The organism is Psychrobacter sp. 1U1, assembly GCF_051847535.1.
In the GTDB taxonomy this organism is placed as follows: Bacteria; Pseudomonadota; Gammaproteobacteria; order Pseudomonadales; family Moraxellaceae; genus Psychrobacter; species Psychrobacter saeujeotis.
This window is the reverse complement of record NZ_JBPYDD010000004.1, coordinates 386053-406170: the sequence shown is the minus strand read 5'-3', so window position 1 is coordinate 406170 and position 20118 is coordinate 386053. Positions and strand designations below refer to the sequence as shown.

General features: G+C 41.8%; 18 protein-coding genes. 13 read left to right on the top strand and 5 right to left on the bottom strand.

Annotated elements, in window-relative coordinates:
* Nucleotides 1-137: 137 nt before the first annotated feature.
* The 3 genes from aciT to serB form a co-directional block, all read right to left on the bottom strand.
* On the bottom strand, nucleotides 138-527 hold the full coding sequence (gene aciT / locus ACS8FB_RS08440; RefSeq protein WP_299217874.1) for an AciT family ciprofloxacin tolerance protein: 390 nt from the start codon (nucleotides 525-527) through the stop codon (nucleotides 138-140).
* Nucleotides 528-746: 219 nt separating this feature from the next.
* Entirely contained in the window at nucleotides 747-1787 is a 1041-nt protein-coding gene (locus ACS8FB_RS08435) for a DUF368 domain-containing protein (protein ID WP_439262099.1), read from the bottom strand.
* 42 nt (nucleotides 1788-1829) lie between these two features.
* The gene (serB, locus tag ACS8FB_RS08430; protein WP_439262097.1) at nucleotides 1830-3047 is read right to left on the bottom strand and encodes a phosphoserine phosphatase SerB; all 1218 of its coding nucleotides are present in this window, start codon (nucleotides 3045-3047) and stop codon (nucleotides 1830-1832) included.
* 347 nt (nucleotides 3048-3394) lie between these two features.
* Here serB and ACS8FB_RS08425 point away from each other — a divergent pair, with 347 nt between their 5' ends.
* The 5 genes from ACS8FB_RS08425 (at nucleotide 3395) to ACS8FB_RS08405 (ending at nucleotide 7199) form a co-directional block, all read left to right on the top strand.
* The gene (locus ACS8FB_RS08425; RefSeq protein WP_439262095.1) at nucleotides 3395-4909 is read left to right on the top strand and encodes a hypothetical protein; all 1515 of its coding nucleotides are present in this window, start codon (nucleotides 3395-3397) and stop codon (nucleotides 4907-4909) included.
* Nucleotides 4910-5086: 177 nt separating this feature from the next.
* A complete protein-coding gene (locus ACS8FB_RS08420; RefSeq protein WP_299217869.1) occupies nucleotides 5087-5329 on the top strand; it encodes a PA3496 family putative envelope integrity protein in 243 nt (80 codons plus the stop codon).
* Nucleotides 5330-5625: 296 nt separating this feature from the next.
* On the top strand, nucleotides 5626-6183 hold the full coding sequence (locus ACS8FB_RS08415) for a UPF0149 family protein (RefSeq protein ID WP_439262094.1): 558 nt from the start codon (nucleotides 5626-5628) through the stop codon (nucleotides 6181-6183).
* Nucleotides 6184-6211: 28 nt separating this feature from the next.
* Complete coding sequence (locus ACS8FB_RS08410) at nucleotides 6212-6655, top strand: YbjQ family protein (RefSeq protein ID WP_299217865.1); 444 nt, start codon at nucleotides 6212-6214, stop codon at nucleotides 6653-6655.
* Nucleotides 6656-6719: 64 nt separating this feature from the next.
* Nucleotides 6720-7199 carry a YbjQ family protein gene (locus tag ACS8FB_RS08405; RefSeq protein ID WP_439262092.1) on the top strand — a complete coding sequence of 160 codons (480 nt, stop codon included), beginning with the start codon at nucleotides 6720-6722 and terminating at the stop codon, nucleotides 7197-7199.
* Here ACS8FB_RS08405 and ACS8FB_RS08400 read toward each other — a convergent pair.
* Nucleotides 7196-8299: a formate/nitrite transporter family protein gene (locus ACS8FB_RS08400; RefSeq protein ID WP_439262090.1), complete on the bottom strand. Its 1104-nt coding sequence runs from the start codon at nucleotides 8297-8299 to the stop codon at nucleotides 7196-7198. The genes ACS8FB_RS08405 and ACS8FB_RS08400 overlap by 4 nt on opposite strands.
* Before the next feature lie 287 nt (nucleotides 8300-8586).
* On the opposite strand from ACS8FB_RS08400, the gene ACS8FB_RS08395 reads away from it, so the two are divergent.
* The 7 genes from ACS8FB_RS08395 (at nucleotide 8587) to cspE (ending at nucleotide 17632) form a co-directional block, all read left to right on the top strand.
* Complete coding sequence (locus ACS8FB_RS08395; protein WP_439262088.1) at nucleotides 8587-11544, top strand: valine--tRNA ligase; 2958 nt, start codon at nucleotides 8587-8589, stop codon at nucleotides 11542-11544.
* Nucleotides 11545-11805: 261 nt separating this feature from the next.
* Complete coding sequence (locus ACS8FB_RS08390) at nucleotides 11806-13251, top strand: AAA family ATPase (protein WP_439262086.1); 1446 nt, start codon at nucleotides 11806-11808, stop codon at nucleotides 13249-13251.
* Complete coding sequence (locus ACS8FB_RS08385) at nucleotides 13248-14081, top strand: DUF4435 domain-containing protein (protein WP_439262085.1); 834 nt, start codon at nucleotides 13248-13250, stop codon at nucleotides 14079-14081. The genes ACS8FB_RS08390 and ACS8FB_RS08385 overlap by 4 nt, the downstream gene beginning before the upstream one ends.
* Nucleotides 14082-14256: 175 nt before the next feature.
* Entirely contained in the window at nucleotides 14257-15558 is a 1302-nt protein-coding gene (locus ACS8FB_RS08380) for a VWA domain-containing protein (RefSeq protein ID WP_439262083.1), read from the top strand.
* Between the two features lie 464 nt (nucleotides 15559-16022).
* A complete protein-coding gene (locus ACS8FB_RS08375) occupies nucleotides 16023-16511 on the top strand; it encodes a hypothetical protein (RefSeq protein WP_439262081.1) in 489 nt (162 codons plus the stop codon).
* Between the two features lie 246 nt (nucleotides 16512-16757).
* Complete coding sequence (locus ACS8FB_RS08370) at nucleotides 16758-17183, top strand: YbaN family protein (RefSeq protein ID WP_439262079.1); 426 nt, start codon at nucleotides 16758-16760, stop codon at nucleotides 17181-17183.
* Nucleotides 17184-17422: 239 nt separating this feature from the next.
* Nucleotides 17423-17632 (top strand): transcription antiterminator/RNA stability regulator CspE, encoded by a 210-nt coding sequence (cspE, locus tag ACS8FB_RS08365; protein WP_075102704.1) that lies wholly within the window; start codon nucleotides 17423-17425, stop codon nucleotides 17630-17632.
* Nucleotides 17633-17874: 242 nt separating this feature from the next.
* Here cspE and ACS8FB_RS08360 read toward each other — a convergent pair whose 3' ends face one another.
* Complete coding sequence (locus tag ACS8FB_RS08360; protein ID WP_439262077.1) at nucleotides 17875-18960, bottom strand: YeiH family protein; 1086 nt, start codon at nucleotides 18958-18960, stop codon at nucleotides 17875-17877.
* Nucleotides 18961-19115: 155 nt separating this feature from the next.
* Between ACS8FB_RS08360 and ACS8FB_RS08355 the strand changes: the two genes are divergently transcribed.
* Nucleotides 19116-20057: a LysR substrate-binding domain-containing protein gene (locus ACS8FB_RS08355; RefSeq protein WP_439262075.1), complete on the top strand. Its 942-nt coding sequence runs from the start codon at nucleotides 19116-19118 to the stop codon at nucleotides 20055-20057.
* Nucleotides 20058-20118 lie beyond the last annotated feature (61 nt).

Here is a 20118-nt window from a genome sequence, read left to right as displayed (position 1 = left end):
AGTAACTTTATTAATGAACAGGTTGGTACATACCATATTGACAGACAAAGTTGCTTATATTAAAAACAGTCGCGCTAAAAAATGCGCCTATATTGGGCGCAATGATTAAAATAAGTCATATATCTCAAAAGGCACTACTAAAAACGCGGCTGATAATGATCATCATAGATCGGCGTATGTTCAACGTAGCGTGCAGCAGCTCGTTCACGCTCTTGCTGCACGGTACGGCTCACATCATCATAACGTAGCGCGCGATATAACACCCAACCAGCTAGTGGCAGCCAACTGATACCAAATGCTGCAACATAACTATGCCAATCAGATAAGCCAAAACCACTCATCAATGCGCTATGTAACATCTCAACACTTAGCCAATATATCATACCACCGAGCACATACCATAGTAGCCAACGCTGCGAAGTTAAAGCAATCGCTATAATAAAGCTTGCCAATAGACCATAGCCAAGTAGCGCACTACCGTCTAACGTATCTATACCAGCAACTGAAAATATAGTCAAAAACATCATTCATCTCGCTATTCATAAGGTGAATTTCAATAAGACTATTATGCTGGTTTACCGTAAAAAGCTGAATGGGGTAGAGGCGACTTTACGACAACGGTTGTCGTCTGATTTATGGTGGCTGTTTTATAGACTAAGAAGGTTTAATATAAAAAGTGAGCGCCTTATGATTAGGCGCTTACAATAAAGTATTATAAAAAATCAAGCCATATTAAATGGTTGGGATTATTGCTTGATCGGTTGTACGCGCTTGGTACGATTGCCCCACCACGACAGTGCTGATACCAATATTGCCCCAAGTAACATTAGTCCTAATGTCGTCAGCCAGTGTGCGCCTGCAGGATATTGCCACGGGGCAACGTTATTGATCGCCTCATTATTTAAAGTACCTAAAGCATCTACTTTCCATGGCCATACCTTGACCAGTGAGCCGGCAATAAAGCCAGTAAGCAGTGCTAATGTTCCTTGATAATATCGCGACAATAACCATTTAAGCACACGCGTGAAGATGAGTAGCCCAGTTGCCATTCCTGCCATTAAGGTAAGAATAACCGTCAGATTAAACGTATGGACGGCTTCCAATACCGTATCGTAAGCGCCCATCAGCAACAAGATAAATGACCCTGAAATACCAGGAAGTATCATCGCACAAATGGCAATTGCACCTGCAAGGAATAGATACGGTAAGCTTGGCGCCGTAGCGAGCAGGGGTAAGTTGCTGATCACAACCGCTGTCACAATACCAATGACAAATAACCCCGCCCGTGCCGCATTCCACCGTTTTATTTCACTCAATAAAATAACGACAGTCGCAATCACTAAACCAAAGAAGAACGACCAGATAAGCAAAGGCTGATTGTCCAGTAAATGCTTGATTAGACCTGCTAAAGTGGCAAAGCTTGTGGCAATACCTAATAGCAAAAATAGCAAAAATGTCGCATCGACTTGTCGCCAGACGGCAAGTAAACCTTTGATACCGCCATGCTGACGAAATACTTGCCAAAGGCTTGGGCCAATACTACCCAATGCATTAATTAGGCGCTCATAGATACCTGCAATCAGAGCGATAGTACCGCCCGATACACCAGGTACGATATCAGCTGCGCCCATTGCCATACCTTTAATGTAGACCGCCACCAACTGCTTTGGATTGTCTGCACCGGATAGGTTGGCAGATGGGGTAGCTGACAGATCTGATAATGGCGCTGCATCAGTCTTCGCGCTTGATGACGGCGTGTCTGGCCGCGGAGTTTGTGATGCCGTCATGGACATTCCTTTCTAAAAATAAAAATAAGTGTTAATCGGCTACTAGTTTGAGAGGAGTGCAGGATACCCAAGTGCATAGAGTACGCCTTCAAGACCTGTGACGTTTACCGCTGCATCAGCACGGGCTTGGACAATAGATTTTGCATGATAAGCAACACCCAAATCGGCATTGGCCATCATGGGTAAGTCATTTGCACCGTCACCAACGCAGACCACTTGTGACATCTCTATGCCCATACGCTCAGCAATATGCGCAACAATAGACGCTTTTTTGGCACCATTGACGATAGGCATCTGCACATGACCAGTCACTTCGTCCTCTTCGATATCTAAGTTGTTGGCATGGACTTCGTCAATCCCCAATTGTTCAGCGACATAACGGGCAAAATAAGTAAAACCACCAGAGAGCAGTACCGTGTGGTAGCCCAGTGCTTTAAAAGCACTGATAGTGGTACGAGCACCTGTCGATAAAGTCAGCCGCGCACAAATATCATCCAATACTGTAGTAGAGATGCCTTCTAGTAATGAGACGCGCTGCACAAAGGATTCATCAAAATCAATTTCACCACGCATAGCGGCTTCTGTGATGGTTTCTACTTGCTCACCAACACCAGCAGTCTTTGCCAGCTCAACGATGACTTCTTGTTCGATCAAGGTTGAGTCCATATCGAAGCAGACAAGCTTATGCGTGCGCAGCATATGACCAATAGATAAGATGTGGCAGTCGACTACATTCATGCTGTCAATGCCCAGATTTTGGACACCACTATCCTCTTTCGCTAGATAGTTCTCTGCTAAGTCGTGACGCAGACGAGTCGTCAGCTGATCATCAATGATGTGAGCGGCGGCTGTTTTCTTGCCAGGATGCATGAGCGTATCAGTGACAGGAACCAATAAATAACGAAATACTTGAGCGGGGACAAACGGCTGTTTGGTATCATCGTCGATGCCAAAGACAGAGTCGGTGTCAGCAGCAGCTTTAGGAATGGTAATATCTACAAAGCTTGCCTCCGTATCTTCTGCCACTGTTACCAAATGCCAGCTTGGCTGCTCATCGACCCAAGACTGTACATATTGATGAATATCAAGCGCGTGCATATGCGCTGGTAATACGACAATCAATGCAAATACAGGGAGAGATTGGAGCGTATCGAAGTCTAGCAGATTGGTATCGTCAGGCAATAGTGACGCGACAGAATCTACAGCTTGTTGCCATGCTTTGCTGTCTTTTGGTAACGAGTAAGGCGTATTTTTTGGCATGTCTCAATTGTCCCTTGTGTGCGCAGTTAAGATTAGGAATAATAACAGTTTTACCGTGTATCGCCTATACATGACGCACAAAGTATAACAGTTGAATAATAATGCTATTATCTTGAGTATATTGACCGAATATCGTAAATGATTAAATGTATACTGATAGATAAACCTATGATGACCATTATGGTGATATTATAGACAATACCAGTTGGTCGACTGCTTGTATGATAGTCGGTAGTGCGGTTAAATAAGACTCGTTTGAGTTAAAATGATTAGTAGCATACTTTTCCAAAAAATGAGCAACAGTCTCGTTTTTTTAACTTCTCCCATTCAAAAAAGTTTAACATATCATGACGTATTTAGCGCCGCGGCAAGGGTTGTTTGCCATTATCATTCTAGTCAGTTTTTGTTTGCAGACTTTACTGCTGGTCATCAGCACCGATCAGCAGCTGACGACCAGTCGTGAGCAAAAGGGTGAGCAAATGGTCGCCCAGCTGATCGATGAGGCGCGTTTGTCTTTAGAAAACGAAGACCGCGTAAGCTTAAGTGTCATCGCCAATCGCTATACTAGCGAGCAGGACGTGGCGCGCATCGTCATCAAAGATAGCAATGATGAGATTTTAGTACCAGTCGGCAATGCTCCGATGCAGCAAGGCGATACCATCAGCCAGATGGCAACCAAAGGTGATGCCGTTATTGGTAGTGTCGCGTTGACCCTAAAAGACATCAGTAAGGGTGAGATTATCGCGATGCAATGGCCATTTGTCATCGGCTCGCTGGTATTGCATCTTTTCTTGTGGCTGCTGTATGGTTATGTGGCTCGTCCAACCAAAGAGCAAATCAATGCATTGAGCCGAGATATTCAAGATTTGCACCGCGAACAATATATTCAATCTGGTCAATTGAGCTATGGGCGTGCGCCTAATGAAAATTATGCTGAAAAAAGAGATGCCATGGGCGATGATGTTCATCATACTGCCGATACAAGCGATTATGAGACGGCTAAAACTGGCAAAGTGAACACTGCTGGTATCCATAATGAGCTCAACGCGTATCTAAAGTCGCAGCAAGCCAATACTGCTGATCAGCAAACAAGCTCTAACGCATCAACTGACGCCGCGCAAGGCAGACAGTCAAACAACGCTGACAGCACAGTTCAGCATACAGACGATGTGCAGACTAGCGCAGGTGTCGACAGTAGTCACACTCATAAATTTACCAGCAGCTCATCAAAGCTGTCTGCGACACGCACTTTTGATACAGTCAGTGTGCAAATTATGTTTCACGATGAATACAACATGCTAGAGCGCCTTGCTCCTGAGATGAGAATGCCTTATTTGGCGTTATGCACGCAGTTATTAAATCAAGCAATGACAGAGCTACTCAGGCAGCCACTACTGCTTGGCGTCAGTGCGGTGAATGAGCCACATTTTGATGAAAGTGGAGCATGTGCAATACTTAAAGCTGATAACAGTCATGCAAAAGCTGCTCTAGCTGGCGTCATGCTAGGGAAGTTGTATTTAATGCTCAATAAAATCATTCATGAAAAGCATATTGAGCTGTCAAGATTTGCGTTGCCAGCTAAAGTGGGTGTCAGTGACGAAGACCAAGCACAAGCAATGAGACAACTACTCAATAGCGTTGGTAGAAAGGAACAAATGCTTATTCTATTACCCAATGCTGGACTCAAACAAATCGGTAGCCATGTTCAGGTACAAAGCTTAAAGCGTCCAACAACGGTATATGAGCGTGAATGTGCGGTCTTTGATGGTGGTAATGACGCCATGATACAACGGTTAGCGACTGTCCGTAATGCAGTGTTAATGTCAGGTGTCGAAGAAGAAGAGCAAAGCGTTACCAATTAATTTTTAATAGACTACTGTTTATCAAAAAAATATAAATTAAACCAACTCGTAACCAAAGATGTTCCTTTATAATCAGCAATAGGCGTAAAAAGGATTGACAAGAGGCGAGCGAAACTTTATAAGGCATAAGTATATCGATGTGTTTTGAATTTATTGCCCAAATAATAGGAGTTTGTCATGAGTGATACTGATATCGATGATGATTTTGATGGCGAATTTGCCGATGACGATGATGCAAAAATGGTCGAAGAAGCAGAGACCAGTGTTCGCACCCGTCTAAGTAGCCTTGAAAAACGTCGTTTGATTGATAACTTATTAGAAGAAAAGCGTCTGGCCAAAGCACTAAAAGATGAGCTAGATGATCTAGGTGATGATGACGACGATGACTTCGATGATGATTGGGATGATGATGACCTTTAAGCATTTTTAGACCTTTGACTATAGATCGATCAATAAGCAGAAAGCAAAAATCATTAACGAGGTTACATAGTAAGCGTAACAATCTATCGACAGCTAACCGTGCTAAGCTGAACCTATTTTACTGACTGTTATGACTGTTATGACTGTTATTCATAAAAGCCAATATGGTCTTTAGTAGCATAGTCTTTTGCAAATAGTGTGCTGATCAATTGTCAGGTCGATTATCCCTCATTAGAGATAATCCAATTTTTTATGTGCGTTGTCACCTCAATTACCGATTCAAGGATAAGTATTCCATGAGTAATCAATTAAGCTTTGATGAGCTGTTAGACTTCTTAGACAATCAAGAAAGCCAGTTTGTGCTCGACAGTGTCGCCACCCATGGTTTTTTGACTGCTACCGTGATAGGGCGTCCGCTACCAAACTGGATAGATGCGTTGTTTGAAGGACACGCCAGTGAAGTGCCAGACAACGTAGTCGATGGTATACGTCGCTGGCGCGACTCTATCATGGCTGAGCTAAAAAACGAGACACCTATCGAGCTGCCTTTTGGTGAAGATGCGGGCAATGAAGAAGTCGCCGTCGACTTTTCAGATGAGTCAGATATCGTGGCATGGTCGATTGGGTTTGTAGATGCTATGTATGGTGATGAAGCCAGTAATTGGTTTGAAGATGAAGATACAGCTGAGGATGTTGCCGTACTAACCCTACCTATGATCGTGCTAAGCGGTATCGATGATGAAGATCCCGAGCTTGCCGACATGCGCGCTGACCAAGACAAAATGGTACAGATGGTAAACAGTATTGAAGGTAACTTAACCGAGTTGTTTTTATTGTTCCATACTAATGATTAATTTTATAAGTCACTGCTAAGGTAATACCATGGCTATGCAACTCTCCAATCTTGAGCACTTACCCAACTATCAAATCACTGAACGCTTAGATGTCGTTTATGGTAGTACGGTACGCTCAAAACATGTCGGCAAAGACTTGTTTGCTGGATTTAAAAATATCGTTGGCGGCGAGCTGACAGCTTATACTGAGCTGCTAGAAGAGTCACGTCAAGAAGCGATTGATCGTATGGTGGTCAAGGCAGAAGCATTAGGCGCAGATGCGATCGTCGGTTTACGTTTTTCGACATCGAGTATTGCACAAGGAGCCTCAGAGCTGTTTGTTTATGGTACGGCTGTTAAAGCGATACGTATGCAACCGAATATGTCGTCTCAACCACCGCATTATCCTTCTAACGATTATCAGTCCAACGAATCATCAAGCACCGCGCAAACCCCAACTGATGAGTTACCACGTTTTAATCCTTTTGGTTAATGATAGTGAACCAACTGCAAAACTCTTGCAACTTCGCCTTTGCTTTTAAGATAAGAGACGTGCCATGAATGATTCTATGACTCAAATACTCATTAACTATGGGCCATTTGTTTTGTTATTTGTGGTCGGGTGGTTTTTTGGCATGCGTCATGAACGTCAGCATTTAGCGCAGCTGACAATAGCAGAAAAAGAGCTGGCTCATATCATTGTCTCTAGTGAGCGTTTTTATCGCCCCAATCTGACAGCCAATAGTGAAGGGGAGCTGGTGCTCGGTAGTGTCGTTATCGCCCAAGATTATTTTAAAATGGTCATCGCGCGGGTTTTAAGTTTGTTTGGTAAAAATCTCACCACTTATGAGACATTATTAGACCGCTCTCGCCGTGAGGCTTTAGTACGTATGCGTACGCAAGCACAAGCCAAGGGCTACAATCACATCTATGGCTTGCGCTTGGAGGTCAGTAATATTAACCAGCTGGGTAGTATGGTTGAAGCCATTGCTTATGGCACCGCGGTCGTTAGCACTGACGATGCCAAAACACGTTAACGACGGCGTATCCCCATTCGAGCTAACCTGTTTTTTCTATCATTCCTTGCCTCTTGTTTTACTCTTTCAACTTCAAATAAGAACGTACGATTTTTTAGTACCGCCACAAACACCACACCCCCAACGGTATTTCCTGCCAGTACCACAGCCAAAAACAACAAGTAACCTAAGATACTTACAGTTGTGCCGTACATAAGAGCGGCAAACACTTCAATATTACCAACGATACTATGATGCAGGCCCAAAAAGCCGATACTACCAGTGATGAGAGTGACCAGTACAATGCGACTGATCGTATCGCGTGCTGAGGTGACAAGCCATGCTGCAACGCCCATCATCCAGCCTGCTAATACGGCGCTACCGAAGATAACCCACCATTTAAACCCTAATACATGCGCTGCATAAGCATCGATATCACTGACACTAAACAGATGCATATTCAAACCTAGCCCTATCATTAAGGCGGCAAATATACAGCCGCCAACGATATTGCCAGTGATAACAATACCCCACAGACGCAGCAGCTTGTGTAACGGCTCTATCTTATTTAACACAGGTAAGCTAAGCAGTGAGGTCTGCTCAGTGAACAACAACGACTGGCCGATCACGACGATGATAAAACCTATCGGATATAGCAATGAAGATAGCACCATTGCATATTGATTGGGCATCACTCCGCTAAGCAGTGAAAAAGCTGCTAAAATTATAAAAAAGCTAATGCCGATCTCAAGCCCAGCAGTAAAAGCACTGGTAAATAAAGAACCTAAAGAGCGATCAAACGTTTCTTTGGCATGGATGACCTGCTCAACCAAAATACTGGCGTAGCTCTTTGCTTGACTTAAATTGTCATCGCTGGCGACTTTTTTGATGGTTTCTTTGTCTTCATCACTGATTTGTTCAGGGAAGTCTTCATCCTTAAGGTTTTCAGTGGCTTTTGTTTCGCTGTCTTGTTGCTCGTCTTTTTGATGCTGACTGTCCTCAATATTGTTGTTATTTTGCTCATCTGTATCATTGGTATCATCATCATTGTTATCGGCTAAATGCATATCGTTTGATGGGTCAGTCTGAGAATCGTCTTTACGCTCGGTATCTTGGGGCACAGTAAGCTCGCTGATTATGGGATAATGATTTCGCTGCATGGACTAGTAGAAGGCAACGTCTGATATATAAGATGCGTTATATTCTATGGTATGACTATAGCCTATCATATTTAGCATTGCGCTGATTGCTGTTGTTAATGGTTTAATACGCTCACTCAAACCTGATAAATTTGCTCATCATCTAACAAAATCTTGCCATCTGCGTTAAAATCACTCTATTACTTATTTCGCCTATTTTTCGACATATTTTTTGGCCACATTCATTTTTAATAAAAGACAATCCTATTATGAGCAATCCTGAGAATCACACCAATACTAATACCAACCTGACCCAATCTATTCAAGCCGCCTTAAGCCAACTAGAAAACGCCTACAATCCCAAGGATGTCGAAGCGGGTATGTATCAAAGCTGGGAGAACAGCGGCTATTTTCAGCCGACTTTTGATAAAGACGAGTCGTTCTCTATCGCGCTGCCACCGCCAAACGTCACAGGCTCGCTGCATATGGGTCATGGGTTTAATAACGCGATTATGGATGCGCTCACACGTTTCCACCGCATGGATGGTGACAATACGCTGTGGCAACCAGGTACGGATCATGCCGGTATCGCCACCCAGATGGTCGTTGAACGTCGTTTGGAGGCGCAAGGACTCAAGCGCCGTGATATGACGCGTGAAGACTTCGTCGATAAAGTGTGGGAATGGAAAGAAGAGTCTGGCGGCAATATCACCAACCAAATCCGCCGTTTGGGCAGCTCAGTTGATTGGTCACGCGAGCGCTTTACCATGGACGATGGTCTGTCCAATGCGGTAAAAGAAGTATTCGTGCGTCTGTTCGATGATGGCTTAATTTATCGCGGTAAGCGTCTGGTCAACTGGGACCCTAAGTTCCAAACCGCACTATCTGATCTAGAAGTCGAAAACCATGATGAAAAAGGCAGCTTGTGGCATTTCCGCTATCATTTCACGGATACAGAGCTGACCACGCAAGATGGCAAAAACTATTTGGTGGTAGCGACCACGCGTCCTGAAACCTTACTTGGGGATACTGCAGTTGCCGTTAACCCAAGTGACGAGCGTTATGCGCACTTAGTCGGAAAAACCATTACTTTGCCAATTACAGGTCGCATCGTGCCCATCGTCGCTGATGATTATGTCGAGAGCGACTTTGGGACGGGTTGTGTCAAAATCACTCCAGCGCATGATTTTAATGATTATGAATTGGGTCGTCGTCATAGCTTGCCATTGATTAATATACTTGATGAGCGCGCTAACATTTTGCCAGCGATGGAAGTCTATCCTGACTTGCAGACGCGTGAGCCAGAATTAGAAACCACGCCTAGCGAGTATGCAGGACTTGAGCGTTTTGCCGCGCGTAAGTTCCTTGTAGCGCAAGCAGGCGAGCAAGGCTGGCTAGAAGATATCGAAGACTACGCACTCAAAGCTCCGCGTGCTGAGCGTGGCGGCACGATCGTTGAGCCGTGGTTGACCGATCAGTGGTACGTCGCGGTTAAAAAGCTGGCTGGCCCTGCGATTGATGCGGTAGAAGATGGCAGCATTGAGTTTGTCCCTGCACAGTATAAAAACATGTATATGGCGTGGATGACGGATCTACAAGACTGGTGCATCAGCCGTCAGCTCTGGTGGGGTCATCGTATCCCTGCATGGTATGACGATGCAACAGGTGAGACCTATGTCGCCCGTGACGAAGCCGAAGTGCGTAGCAAGTACAACCTAAGCGACGATGTAAAACTGCGCCAAGACGATGATGTGCTTGATACCTGGTTTAGCTCGGGTCTGTGGACGTTTAGTACGCTTGACTGGGCAGACCCTACTGCTGATCCGCGTGTGTTAGAGACTTTCCACCCGACCAGCGTGCTCGTGACAGGTTTTGATATTATCTTCTTTTGGGTGGCCCGCATGATCATGATGACCCTGCATTTCGTGAAAAACGAAGATGGCACGCCGCAAGTACCGTTTAAGACTGTCTATGTGCATGGTCTAGTCCGTGATGGCAATGGTCAAAAGATGTCCAAGTCAAAAGGTAATGTCTTAGATCCGATTGACCTTATCGACGGTATTGAGCTTGAAGCATTGGTAGAAAAACGCACCAGCAACATGATGAATCCAAAAGACGCGGCCAAAATTGAGAAGCAAACGCGTAAAGAGTTCCCAGAAGGCATCCCAGCTTATGGTACGGATGCATTGCGCTTTACCTTTACCTCACTTGCCAGTACTGGTCGCGATATCAACTTTGATCTAAAGCGTGTCGAGGGCTATCGTAACTTCTGTAATAAGATCTGGAACGCCAGCCGTTTTGTATTGATGAACTGTGTTGATAGCGAGGGCAGTGCCAAGCCTATCGACCAAATGGCGAATCCTGACGTATGGGAGTTACCTGAAAAGTGGATTATGAGCCGTCTAAACTCCAGTATCAAAGACATTCATCAGCATTTTGCTCAGTATCGTCTCGATATGGTCAGCCAAGATATCTATGAGTTCATCTGGAATGAGTACTGTGATTGGTACGTTGAGCTCGCCAAAGCCAGTCTAAATGATGACTCGGTGACAGATGAGCGTAAAGCGCAAATCCGCTACGTACTCTTGCATGTGCTCGAGACTGCGCTACGTTTTAGCCATCCTATCATGCCGTATCTGACTGAAGAGATTTGGCAGACCGTCGCGCCACTATTAAATCGTAAAAATACTGACAGTATCGTCATTGCGGACTACCCGCAAACCGATAGCGAGCTAATCAGTGAGCAAATCGAGTCTGATATGGCATGGCTACAAGAGCTAATCGCGAGCGTGCGTAACATCCGTGGTGAGATGAAACTCGGTAATGCGGTACGTCTGCCAGTGCTACTACAAAACGTCTCTAGCGACGAAGACGCGCGTCTATCACGTATCAAAAATCAGTTTAAAGCGCTTGCCAAAGTAGAGAGCTTGGATATATTACAAGAAGGCGATGAAGTACCATTGTCATCATCAAGTATGGTCAGTCAACTACGTGTACTCGTACCAATGAAAGGGCTAATCGATCCCACCGCTGAGCTAAATCGCCTAGGTAAATCCTACGAGAAGCTACAAAAGCAAGCCGAAGGCATCTCACGTAAGCTGGGTAATGAAGGCTTTGTTAGCAAAGCGCCTGTGGAAGTGGTCGATGCGGAGAAAGCAAAACTGGCTGAGCTAGAAGGGCAGTTGACCGCGATGACGGCGCAGATGGAGCAGTTAAAGGCGTTGTAATTTAAAAGTAGATATCTGTATTAGCAAAGAACGTTGTCACAATTGTGATGGCGTTTTTTATTGTCTACTGCTTAGCTCTCTAACTTATACTCAATTTCATCATGTAACTGAATATTTGTGTGCTATTATTCAGAGTGATTTATGAGTAATACTAATTTATTTAAATGGACATCATGACTTTATTATAAGTAAAAAATAAATTCAGTCATTTGTATGAGATTAATTAAAAATTTACATTAGAAATGTATAAGGAAATAATTTATGGTTCTTCAGAGATTAGAGATTGAAAATATGTTTGGTATATTTAATTACTCTCTTGATTTGAGTAAAGATATAACAATCATAACAGCGCCAAATGGTTACGGGAAAACAATATGTCTAAAAATTATACACTCTATATTTTCCTTAAACTTTGTGTATTTTTCTAGTCTAGATTTCAAGAGAATATCATTAGTAACAGATATGGGATATTTTTCTATTAGGAAACACACATCAGTAGAAAATTCAGTTCAATCTAAAAATCTAAGCCTATTCGATGAAAATTATATTCTAAATGAAGATGAAGAAGATGCTATTTTTGATAGCTATAAAGAAAAAGAAGGTAAAGAGTATAATGTTATCGAAATAACATTATATGATGGCGAATCTGAAAATAGTTGCACTATTGATTTTAAGAACTACCAAAGTATGTATAGAGAAAAGATAGAAGAGTTTTTTCCATTCTTGAGAAGGATGGAGCATGATAGATGGATAGATAGAAGGTCTAGGATCAGAGCTGATTTTAGCTTAGAAGATATTTTAGAAAATTTTGACCTCCCTAATGTTGATGCAAGCAAGTTGGAGCTGGAAGATTGGTTAATAAATTTCTCTAAAAAGCAGAAAACTTATTTTGTACAAGATCAAAGGTTAGTATTGAAAGAAAGTAACATGAGAGGTCGTGAGGTATTTCATACTAATGCTATCGAAAGATATTCTGCAAAGTTAAAGTCTAAGATAAATAGTTCGAGTCTTCAGGTTTCTATAAAATCTCAAGAGCTTGACTCAACGTTTCCACAAAGGCTAGTTAATAATAGAGAGATATATAATAATCTTGATAAAGTGAGCTTAATAAATGAATTAGATAATATACAGGATAAAAGAAAAGAATTAATGAAGTATGACATTCTTTCACAAGGTAATATTTTTGATAATGAGATGGAAATAACTCATATTGAAGACAATGATGTTAAGGTGCTTAAGCTATATGTTAAAGATACTAATGAAAAGCTATCTACTTTCGACGACATCTATGAAAAAATCAATACATTTGTAGAAATACTGAATAGCAAATTAATTTTTAAAAAAGTTAAAGTTGATTCTAAACGTGGATTTTATTTTGTTAGAGATATTAAAGAAAATGAAGATTTGGGTAAAAAAGAGAAAGTGTTAAGCTTGTCTAAGCTTTCTTCAGGTGAACAACATCAGGTTATACTCTTGTATCAATTAATATTCAATAGTGATTCGACAACCTTAGTATTAATCGATGAGCCAGAAATATCTTTGCATATAGTGTGGCAAAAACAGTTCATGGCTGACTTAGTCAAAATATCTGAAATTAATAATAGTAAATCTATTATAGCTACCCATTCACCTCAGATAGTAGGAAATAAATGGGATAGTACTATAGATTTAGAAGATTTGAGAAGAAAGCAGGTAGAAAGTATATGAGCCTTTTGCAATACTTTTCCTCAGACCCTTTGACGGTTATAAATGATTTTAAAATGAGTGTTTCACATCCTCAATACGAGAAAATAACCTTATATGTAGAAGGGCAAAGTGATGTAATGCTGTTTAGAAATTTAATAAATGAAGATGTTGTAAAGTTGATACCACTTGAGGGTAAAAGAAATGTGATTGATGTCATGAAAGGTTTATATAGTGATTACTCTGATAGAGTATGTGCTGTATGCGATGCTGATTTTGATCATATTAAGGGGAAGGCTCAAAATCGTCTAGCATATGGGGTTTTAGTTACTGATTATCATGACATAGAAGTTATGATGTTATTTTCTTCGGCTTTTAGAAAAATCATTAATCAAAAAGCTATAAATAATAACACTGGTTTTTCTGATAAGATGTTGAGAGAAATTATTGATGCTTGTAAAGTTATAGGGATTTTTAGGCTGATTAACTTAGATAATAATTTTGGTTTGAGATTCAAAGCGTTAACATTTAACGAGTTTATTATTTTTGAAAATAAATGTTTATCAATAGATGTGGATGCTTTATTGGATGAACTACTTGCTTCATCTTCTACGTCTGCTACAAAACAAATTTTAATAAATTTATATAATCAGTATTCTTCTTTAAATCATGATGTTGAACAATTGTGTTGTGGCCATGATTGCAGTAACGTCTTAGCAGTTTACTTGCGTAAATCTGATAATATCCAAGGTAATAAATTTAATAGAGATAGGGTCGAAAAAGATTTAATGCTAGCTTTTAATGAGCATGCTAAATACTCTATATTTAATAATATTATGCGGCTTGCCTCATAACTATGTTATTTCTAATATAGTTAGAAGTTCACTAATTTTGGACAAAGTGAAAACAACCTAGGCATTCTCTTGTCATTGAATAAAAAACCGCCACAGCAAACACTGTAGCGGTTTTTTAATATCAGTAATTAGTCTATTATTTCTAAAGGAATAAAAATCTAACGTAAGGAACACCATGAACCATCTCACCGTCGGACAACGCGCACCTCTAAGCAACCTTGCTATTGACGATACCGCACCCATCACGCTTAAACTCACTCGCCAAAGCCCGATAGAGATGGACATCAGCTGCTTTGCCTTAGATGCAGCGGGCAAACTGATCAACGATGATTACATGGTGTTTTATAATCAGCCAACCTCTCCTTGCGGGCAAATCAAGCTCACCCATTACGAGTCGCAGCCAACAGCAAATAAAGGCATCCAAGCCGAGTTTGAAGTTAACTTGTCTAAACTGGATGCTAATATAGACAGCCTGTTTTTTGTATTATCAGCCGACACACCGCTGAATCAAATTCAATCGTTAGAGATTGGCATTTGGCAACAATCGCAAAAGGCGCAAGCAGAATATCAAGCAGCAGACTTTGCCCAGCAGCAAGCCAGTATGTTGATGCAGCTGTATCGTAAGAGTGGCGTTTGGCGGGTATCTAACGTCGCGCAAGGCTTTAATGGTGGACTTGCCGCCATCGTGCAGCATTTCGGTGGCGATGTAGAAGAAGAAAGTTCGACAGCAGCAGCCGTAACGGCAACGGCAACGCCAGTTCAAGCAAAAGCATCATTAGAAAAGGTCATGCTAGACAAAGCACCAAAACTGGTCAATCTGGCCAAAAAAGCCACCATATCGCTTGAGAAACGCCAATTGCAGCAGCTAACCGCAAAGGTAGCACTGGTGCTAGATGCCTCAGGCTCAATGAATAGGCAGTATAAAAAAGGCCGCGTGCAAGAAGTGGTCAACCGCATATTGCCATTGGCAGTGAGCTTCGATGACGACCAAGCACTAGACTGCTGGGCGTTTGCCCGAGATCCGCAGTATTTGGGCGAGATTGGGCTGAGCAACTACGATGGTTTCATTAACAACGCTCATGGCGGCTGGCGCAAATGGGCACTTGGCCCGCGCATTAATAATGAAGCCGAAGTCATGAAAGCCGTGACGGAGTTTTACCAAAAGGACGGTTTAGATGTGCCTATCTACGTGCTATTTATCAGTGATGGCGGGGTGAATGACAATCGCGGTATCACAAGAGTCATGACGGATGCGGCGAAACTGCCGATATTTTGGCAGTTTGTGGGCTTGGGTGGTCGTGGTTATGGCATCCTCAAAAAACTAGATGACATGGCAGGGCGCATGATTGATAATTGCGACTTTTTTGAACTCGATGATTTGGATGATATCAGCGAAGAAGCGTTGTATGAAAACATGCTAGAAGAGTTTCCAAGCTGGCTCAAAGAAGCACGAAAGATAGGATTGATATCGAAATAAGTAAGCCAAAATAATATCATTAAAAATAAAACCGCCCACAAAACTGTGAGCGGTTTTTTTACGCCAAAACAAAACCGAATTAGACACTACGTCCATACGATTTACCAAACACGATAACCTGTCTGCTATAAGCTATACTCGATCCACCATAAAAGAAATACAGCGCTATAGGGATAAATTTTTTGCAGCCTCTGTCTGCGTAGGCACAGCAAGCAAAGAAAAATTTGTTCCAGTAGCGCGTTATGATATTTATACTTATTTTATTTAGGACGGAATATAGCATCAGTACAGCAAAATTAAGTCTTAGACATTTTATTACAAATCAAAGCGATAAGGCTGATAGTATAAATGTAAGCGCACTGACTTCTCCAAAAGTTAGGTTTAAACAAATAGAAGCAGATTATTGAATTGGGTCGGTGTACAAGATATTTTTAAATCATGTTTTAGTGGATTTAGGAATAATAATGATGATAAATATACATGTAGTCTTTTGGGTCGCCCTGACATTTTTCACCTTTCTTGTGACCATGAGTAATATAAAGGGTCATAAATCAATCGTTGATAGAGACTCGATGCCAAGGGCACTGAGTAGCGATAAGCTAAATATCGAAACCAGCTTTTATAAAGCTGATGCCACCTTACACGATATTATATTTTTCCATGCCTCTGCATCAGGTGCCGCGATCGTTTTATTGGTCCTAATTATCAAAGGTGAGATTTTATTCCCAGGAACGGTTGTCCTCTTTGGCGCGCTATCTTCCATCGCGATATTTACTATTAGCATTGTACTTCTCTTATTTGCCTTTTATTTTTATAGTATCTCGATTTTGAAGCTTGGCGATACGCTGGCTAGAATGCAGTTTAATGGTAAAGGTATCGAAACCAAGTACGCAATTTTGGCCGTCTTTGGATATTTTTTGATATTCCCAATTATTGCGTTAATACTGGTTTAAAGTTTTTTCAACGCATGTTTAATCAAAACCGCTCATGATTCAAGTTATGAGCGGTTTTTGTTGGTCAAATTTATCCAGATATACTTAATGATAGTAAAATGTCGCAAAAATAGACTTGTGTCGTTCTAAACGTTATAGCATGCTTACACAATTATATAGATAGCTGAGCTTTACTTTTTAAGCTGCGTTCTCGCCTTATAAGTTCATAGTGATATCTGTCTTTTATCGTGTATCGAAATCATATTTATGACTGACAATAAAAAATCCTTTTACTATCGACCAAAGACCAATCAATCCAGCAGTCCAACGATACGCTGGACGTTTGTGACGCTTGGCTGGTTGTTTTTTGTGTTGGGTATTATCGGTATCTTATTGCCAGTAATGCCGACCGCGCCTTTTGTACTATTGGCAGCTGCCTGCTGGGCAAGAAGCTCGCGCCGCTTTCACTTTTGGCTGATCAATCACAAGTATTTTGGCAAGTATGTCCGCGATTGGGAAGAAAACCATGCTGTTCCTCGGTATGCTAAATGGCTTGCAACAGTGATGATGGGATTTTCAACGGCAATGTTATTTTATCGGCTGCCAGCAGATATGCTATGGGTTGCATGGGCGGTAGCCCTTGTATGTAGCGGAGTGGCGATATATTTGTTTCGCTTACCCAATGCCAAATAAGCGCAAATCGACGACTAAAAAATATGATTGTATATCCGGTTACATGAAATATAAGATAAAGCTTGCCATATAGGCTTGCACGTCTTATAATACGTCCAAGCTTAAAAGCAGTTCTGCACCAAATCATTACCTCGTAGTATTAGTTATAATCCTTCGTTTTAATATTTATCGTTCAGTAGCTATTTGCAAGCGTTACCGGTCACTAGACCATTAATAAATTTAAAAGTAGGATTATCGACATGTCAGATACTCAAAAAGGTACAGTTAAGTGGTTCAACGAAGCTAAAGGCTTTGGTTTCATCGCTCCAGAAAACGGCGCAGACGTTTTTGCTCATTACAGCGAAATCAGTGGTTCTGGCTTCAAAACTTTGGCTGAAGGCCAAGAAGTTGAGTTCACTGTAACTCAAGGCCAAAAAGGCCCACAAGCACATAACATCGTTGCTATCTAATTTGTCTTTATAGACAGCTAGATGAATAGATGTAGAAAAGCGGACCTTCGGGTTCGTTTTTTTTCGTCTATGATTTGGTATTTAAAGCACTGATAGTAGATGTAGTAATCGTTTTCCTTAAAAGGTTTTAGTCAATCATACTAAATTAGATGATAAACATACAAAGGCCTCCGACTATATGTAGTTGGAGGCCTTTTACGTTAAGTAGTGAGATGAGCATTCAAGAATGGACAGGCAAACTACTAGATAAAGCTAATGCCAATATTAATAAGGCCACCGCCTAGTATTAACCAGCCAAACATAATTGCACCTAAAATAAGCGGTCTAATGCCAGCTTGCTTGATCGCGCTCAGATGAGTGGTTAGACCCAGTGCAAACATAGCCATCGTCAGTAACACATCGTCTAGTAAAATCATGTTTTGCTCAAAGCTTTTAGACATTGGCAGCCATGTATGTAGTATGACAATAGCAATAAAGATAAAAGCAAACCAAGGTACGCTGACCTGTCTAATACGCGCTATAAACGATAATTTTTTATCGCTGTTTTGACCATCGCCCTTGGTCAAGGCAAATGATAAAACCAGTAAAAATGGCGCGAGCATCATGACACGTATCATCTTGGTGACAACTGCAGTATTACCAACCTCAGTGTTCACTGCATTACCAGCGACAACAACCTGTGCCACTTCATGGACAGTTGAGCCAGTATAGACGCCGTATTGCTCGGCACTAAGCCAAGGCTGTAACCAACCAAGGTGATACAAAAAAGGATAAAGTAGCATGGCTATAGTGCCGAACACGACCACTGTCGCTACTGCAATCGTAACCTTGTGCGCCTCAGCTTTGACCACTGGCTCTGCTGCTATGACCGCCGCTGCACCGCAAATACTAGCGCCTGAACCAATCAATAAAGTGGTTTTCTTATCGACCTTTAACCATCTTGTGCCTAGCCAATATGTCAATAAAAAAGTCGATGTCAGTACTAGTGCATCTGTCATAACCGCTGGCATGCCAACGCTTGCAACTTGTGTTATTGTCAGTTTAAAACCATAAAACATAATGGCAAGACGTAAAATCTGACCCTTAGCAAAGACCACGCCAGCATTTAAGCGCTCAGCGAAATTAGGATAAATCGTATTACCAAGGATCATTCCAAGCAAGATAGCTAATGTCAAAGATGACAGACCAACGATATGTCCATTCGACCAAGTATTCAAACTGTTATTAAGCCATAGGCAAAATAAGCTACCGATCAGCACGACAACCAATCCTGCTAAGTGACGGTTGTTTGGAAAATAATGATTCACTGATTGGGCAAAAGCGTGCATAAGGGACGCATCCTATTGTCGATAATCAAAATAAGCATAAGCTTATGAATAGACAGTATAAGATAAGTTGTTTTATAATAAAAACAGATTAATAAGGTATAACCTATCGAAATTTTAGGTTAGTAGAGTATCTAGATAAAAGGCAATAGCGATTGATGAAGAAGACCGTTCAGACTGTACCAAAGATCACTTTGCGGCAACTGGCAGTATTTGTTAGTGTTTATCAGACAGGTAGTACCAGCCTTGCCAGCGAAGCGCTGCATCTATCACAGTCAGCAGTCAGTAGCGCACTGACCGAGCTAGAAGCGCGCTTACAAATGCCTTTATTTGAACGAGTAGGGCGCAGGCTTAATCAACATCCAAATGCGCATCCGGTTTATGTACAGGCGCAAGCACTATTAAGCCAGTCTTTGACACTTGAGCAGTATCATCAGTATCAAGCAGGACAGATTCATATTGGTGCTAGTACGACTATCGGCAATTATGTGTTACCACCACTATTAGCCCAGCTGTATAAAGCACTACCAGACGCTAACGTCGACATGTATATTGCCAACACCCAAGAAGTCATTCATGAAGTTGAACAGTTAAATATTGATATCGCTTTAGTCGAAGGCATGCCGCGTCCGACAGACATAAAAGTCATCGAGCAGCAAGAATGGCGTACAGATACCTTAGTAATATTTGCTAAACACGATAGTAAATGGCTAACCGATTGGGCTGAGTATAGTGCAGCTGAGCAGTGTTATAAATTGACTGTAACGCAGCTGGCAAAATTACCGTTGTTGGTACGTGAGGCAGGCTCGGGCACGCGGCAAATTATCGACGAGCAATTGCTTAAGCATTTACCAGATGTCGAAGTCGTTATGGCGATTCAGCAGTCAGAGGCGATTAAAAATATGGTCAGTGCCGATATTGGGCTTGGCTGTTTGTCGCAGCATGTGATTGAAGCAGAGTTGACAGCGCAAAAATTGGTACAAGTGAAGGTAACGGGTATTGATCTGTCGCGGACTTGGTGGTTGGTCTGGCACAAAGCCCGCCATAAAAGCCCAATCTGGCAAGCATTTATAGATATTATTCAAGAGCAATACACTTAGATATAAATGCATTAGGTAGGTAAGATTGTCATGCAGAAATATGCAAAAAGCGCACCGTAGA

Bases quoted from the DNA above. Each gene is read 5' to 3' on its own strand.
- ACS8FB_RS08390 (WP_439262086.1), top strand. From the start codon at position 11,806: ATGGTTCTTCAGAGATTAGAGATTGAAAATATGTTTGGTATATTTAAT.
- ACS8FB_RS08360 (WP_439262077.1), bottom strand. From the start codon at position 18,960: ATGCACGCTTTTGCCCAATCAGTGAATCATTATTTTCCAAACAACCGT.
- serB (WP_439262097.1), bottom strand. From the start codon at position 3,047: ATGCCAAAAAATACGCCTTACTCGTTACCAAAAGACAGCAAAGCATGG.
- ACS8FB_RS08375 (WP_439262081.1), top strand. From the start codon at position 16,023: ATGATGATAAATATACATGTAGTCTTTTGGGTCGCCCTGACATTTTTC.
- ACS8FB_RS08355 (WP_439262075.1), top strand. From the start codon at position 19,116: ATGAAGAAGACCGTTCAGACTGTACCAAAGATCACTTTGCGGCAACTG.
- ACS8FB_RS08405 (WP_439262092.1), top strand. From the start codon at position 6,720: ATGAATGATTCTATGACTCAAATACTCATTAACTATGGGCCATTTGTT.
- cspE (WP_075102704.1), top strand. From the start codon at position 17,423: ATGTCAGATACTCAAAAAGGTACAGTTAAGTGGTTCAACGAAGCTAAA.
- ACS8FB_RS08425 (WP_439262095.1), top strand. From the start codon at position 3,395: ATGACGTATTTAGCGCCGCGGCAAGGGTTGTTTGCCATTATCATTCTA.
- ACS8FB_RS08385 (WP_439262085.1), top strand. From the start codon at position 13,248: ATGAGCCTTTTGCAATACTTTTCCTCAGACCCTTTGACGGTTATAAAT.
- ACS8FB_RS08395 (WP_439262088.1), top strand. From the start codon at position 8,587: ATGAGCAATCCTGAGAATCACACCAATACTAATACCAACCTGACCCAA.
- ACS8FB_RS08370 (WP_439262079.1), top strand. From the start codon at position 16,758: ATGACTGACAATAAAAAATCCTTTTACTATCGACCAAAGACCAATCAA.
- ACS8FB_RS08380 (WP_439262083.1), top strand. From the start codon at position 14,257: ATGAACCATCTCACCGTCGGACAACGCGCACCTCTAAGCAACCTTGCT.
- ACS8FB_RS08435 (WP_439262099.1), bottom strand. From the start codon at position 1,787: ATGACGGCATCACAAACTCCGCGGCCAGACACGCCGTCATCAAGCGCG.
- ACS8FB_RS08420 (WP_299217869.1), top strand. From the start codon at position 5,087: ATGAGTGATACTGATATCGATGATGATTTTGATGGCGAATTTGCCGAT.
- ACS8FB_RS08410 (WP_299217865.1), top strand. From the start codon at position 6,212: ATGGCTATGCAACTCTCCAATCTTGAGCACTTACCCAACTATCAAATC.
- aciT (WP_299217874.1), bottom strand. From the start codon at position 527: ATGATGTTTTTGACTATATTTTCAGTTGCTGGTATAGATACGTTAGAC.
- ACS8FB_RS08415 (WP_439262094.1), top strand. From the start codon at position 5,626: ATGAGTAATCAATTAAGCTTTGATGAGCTGTTAGACTTCTTAGACAAT.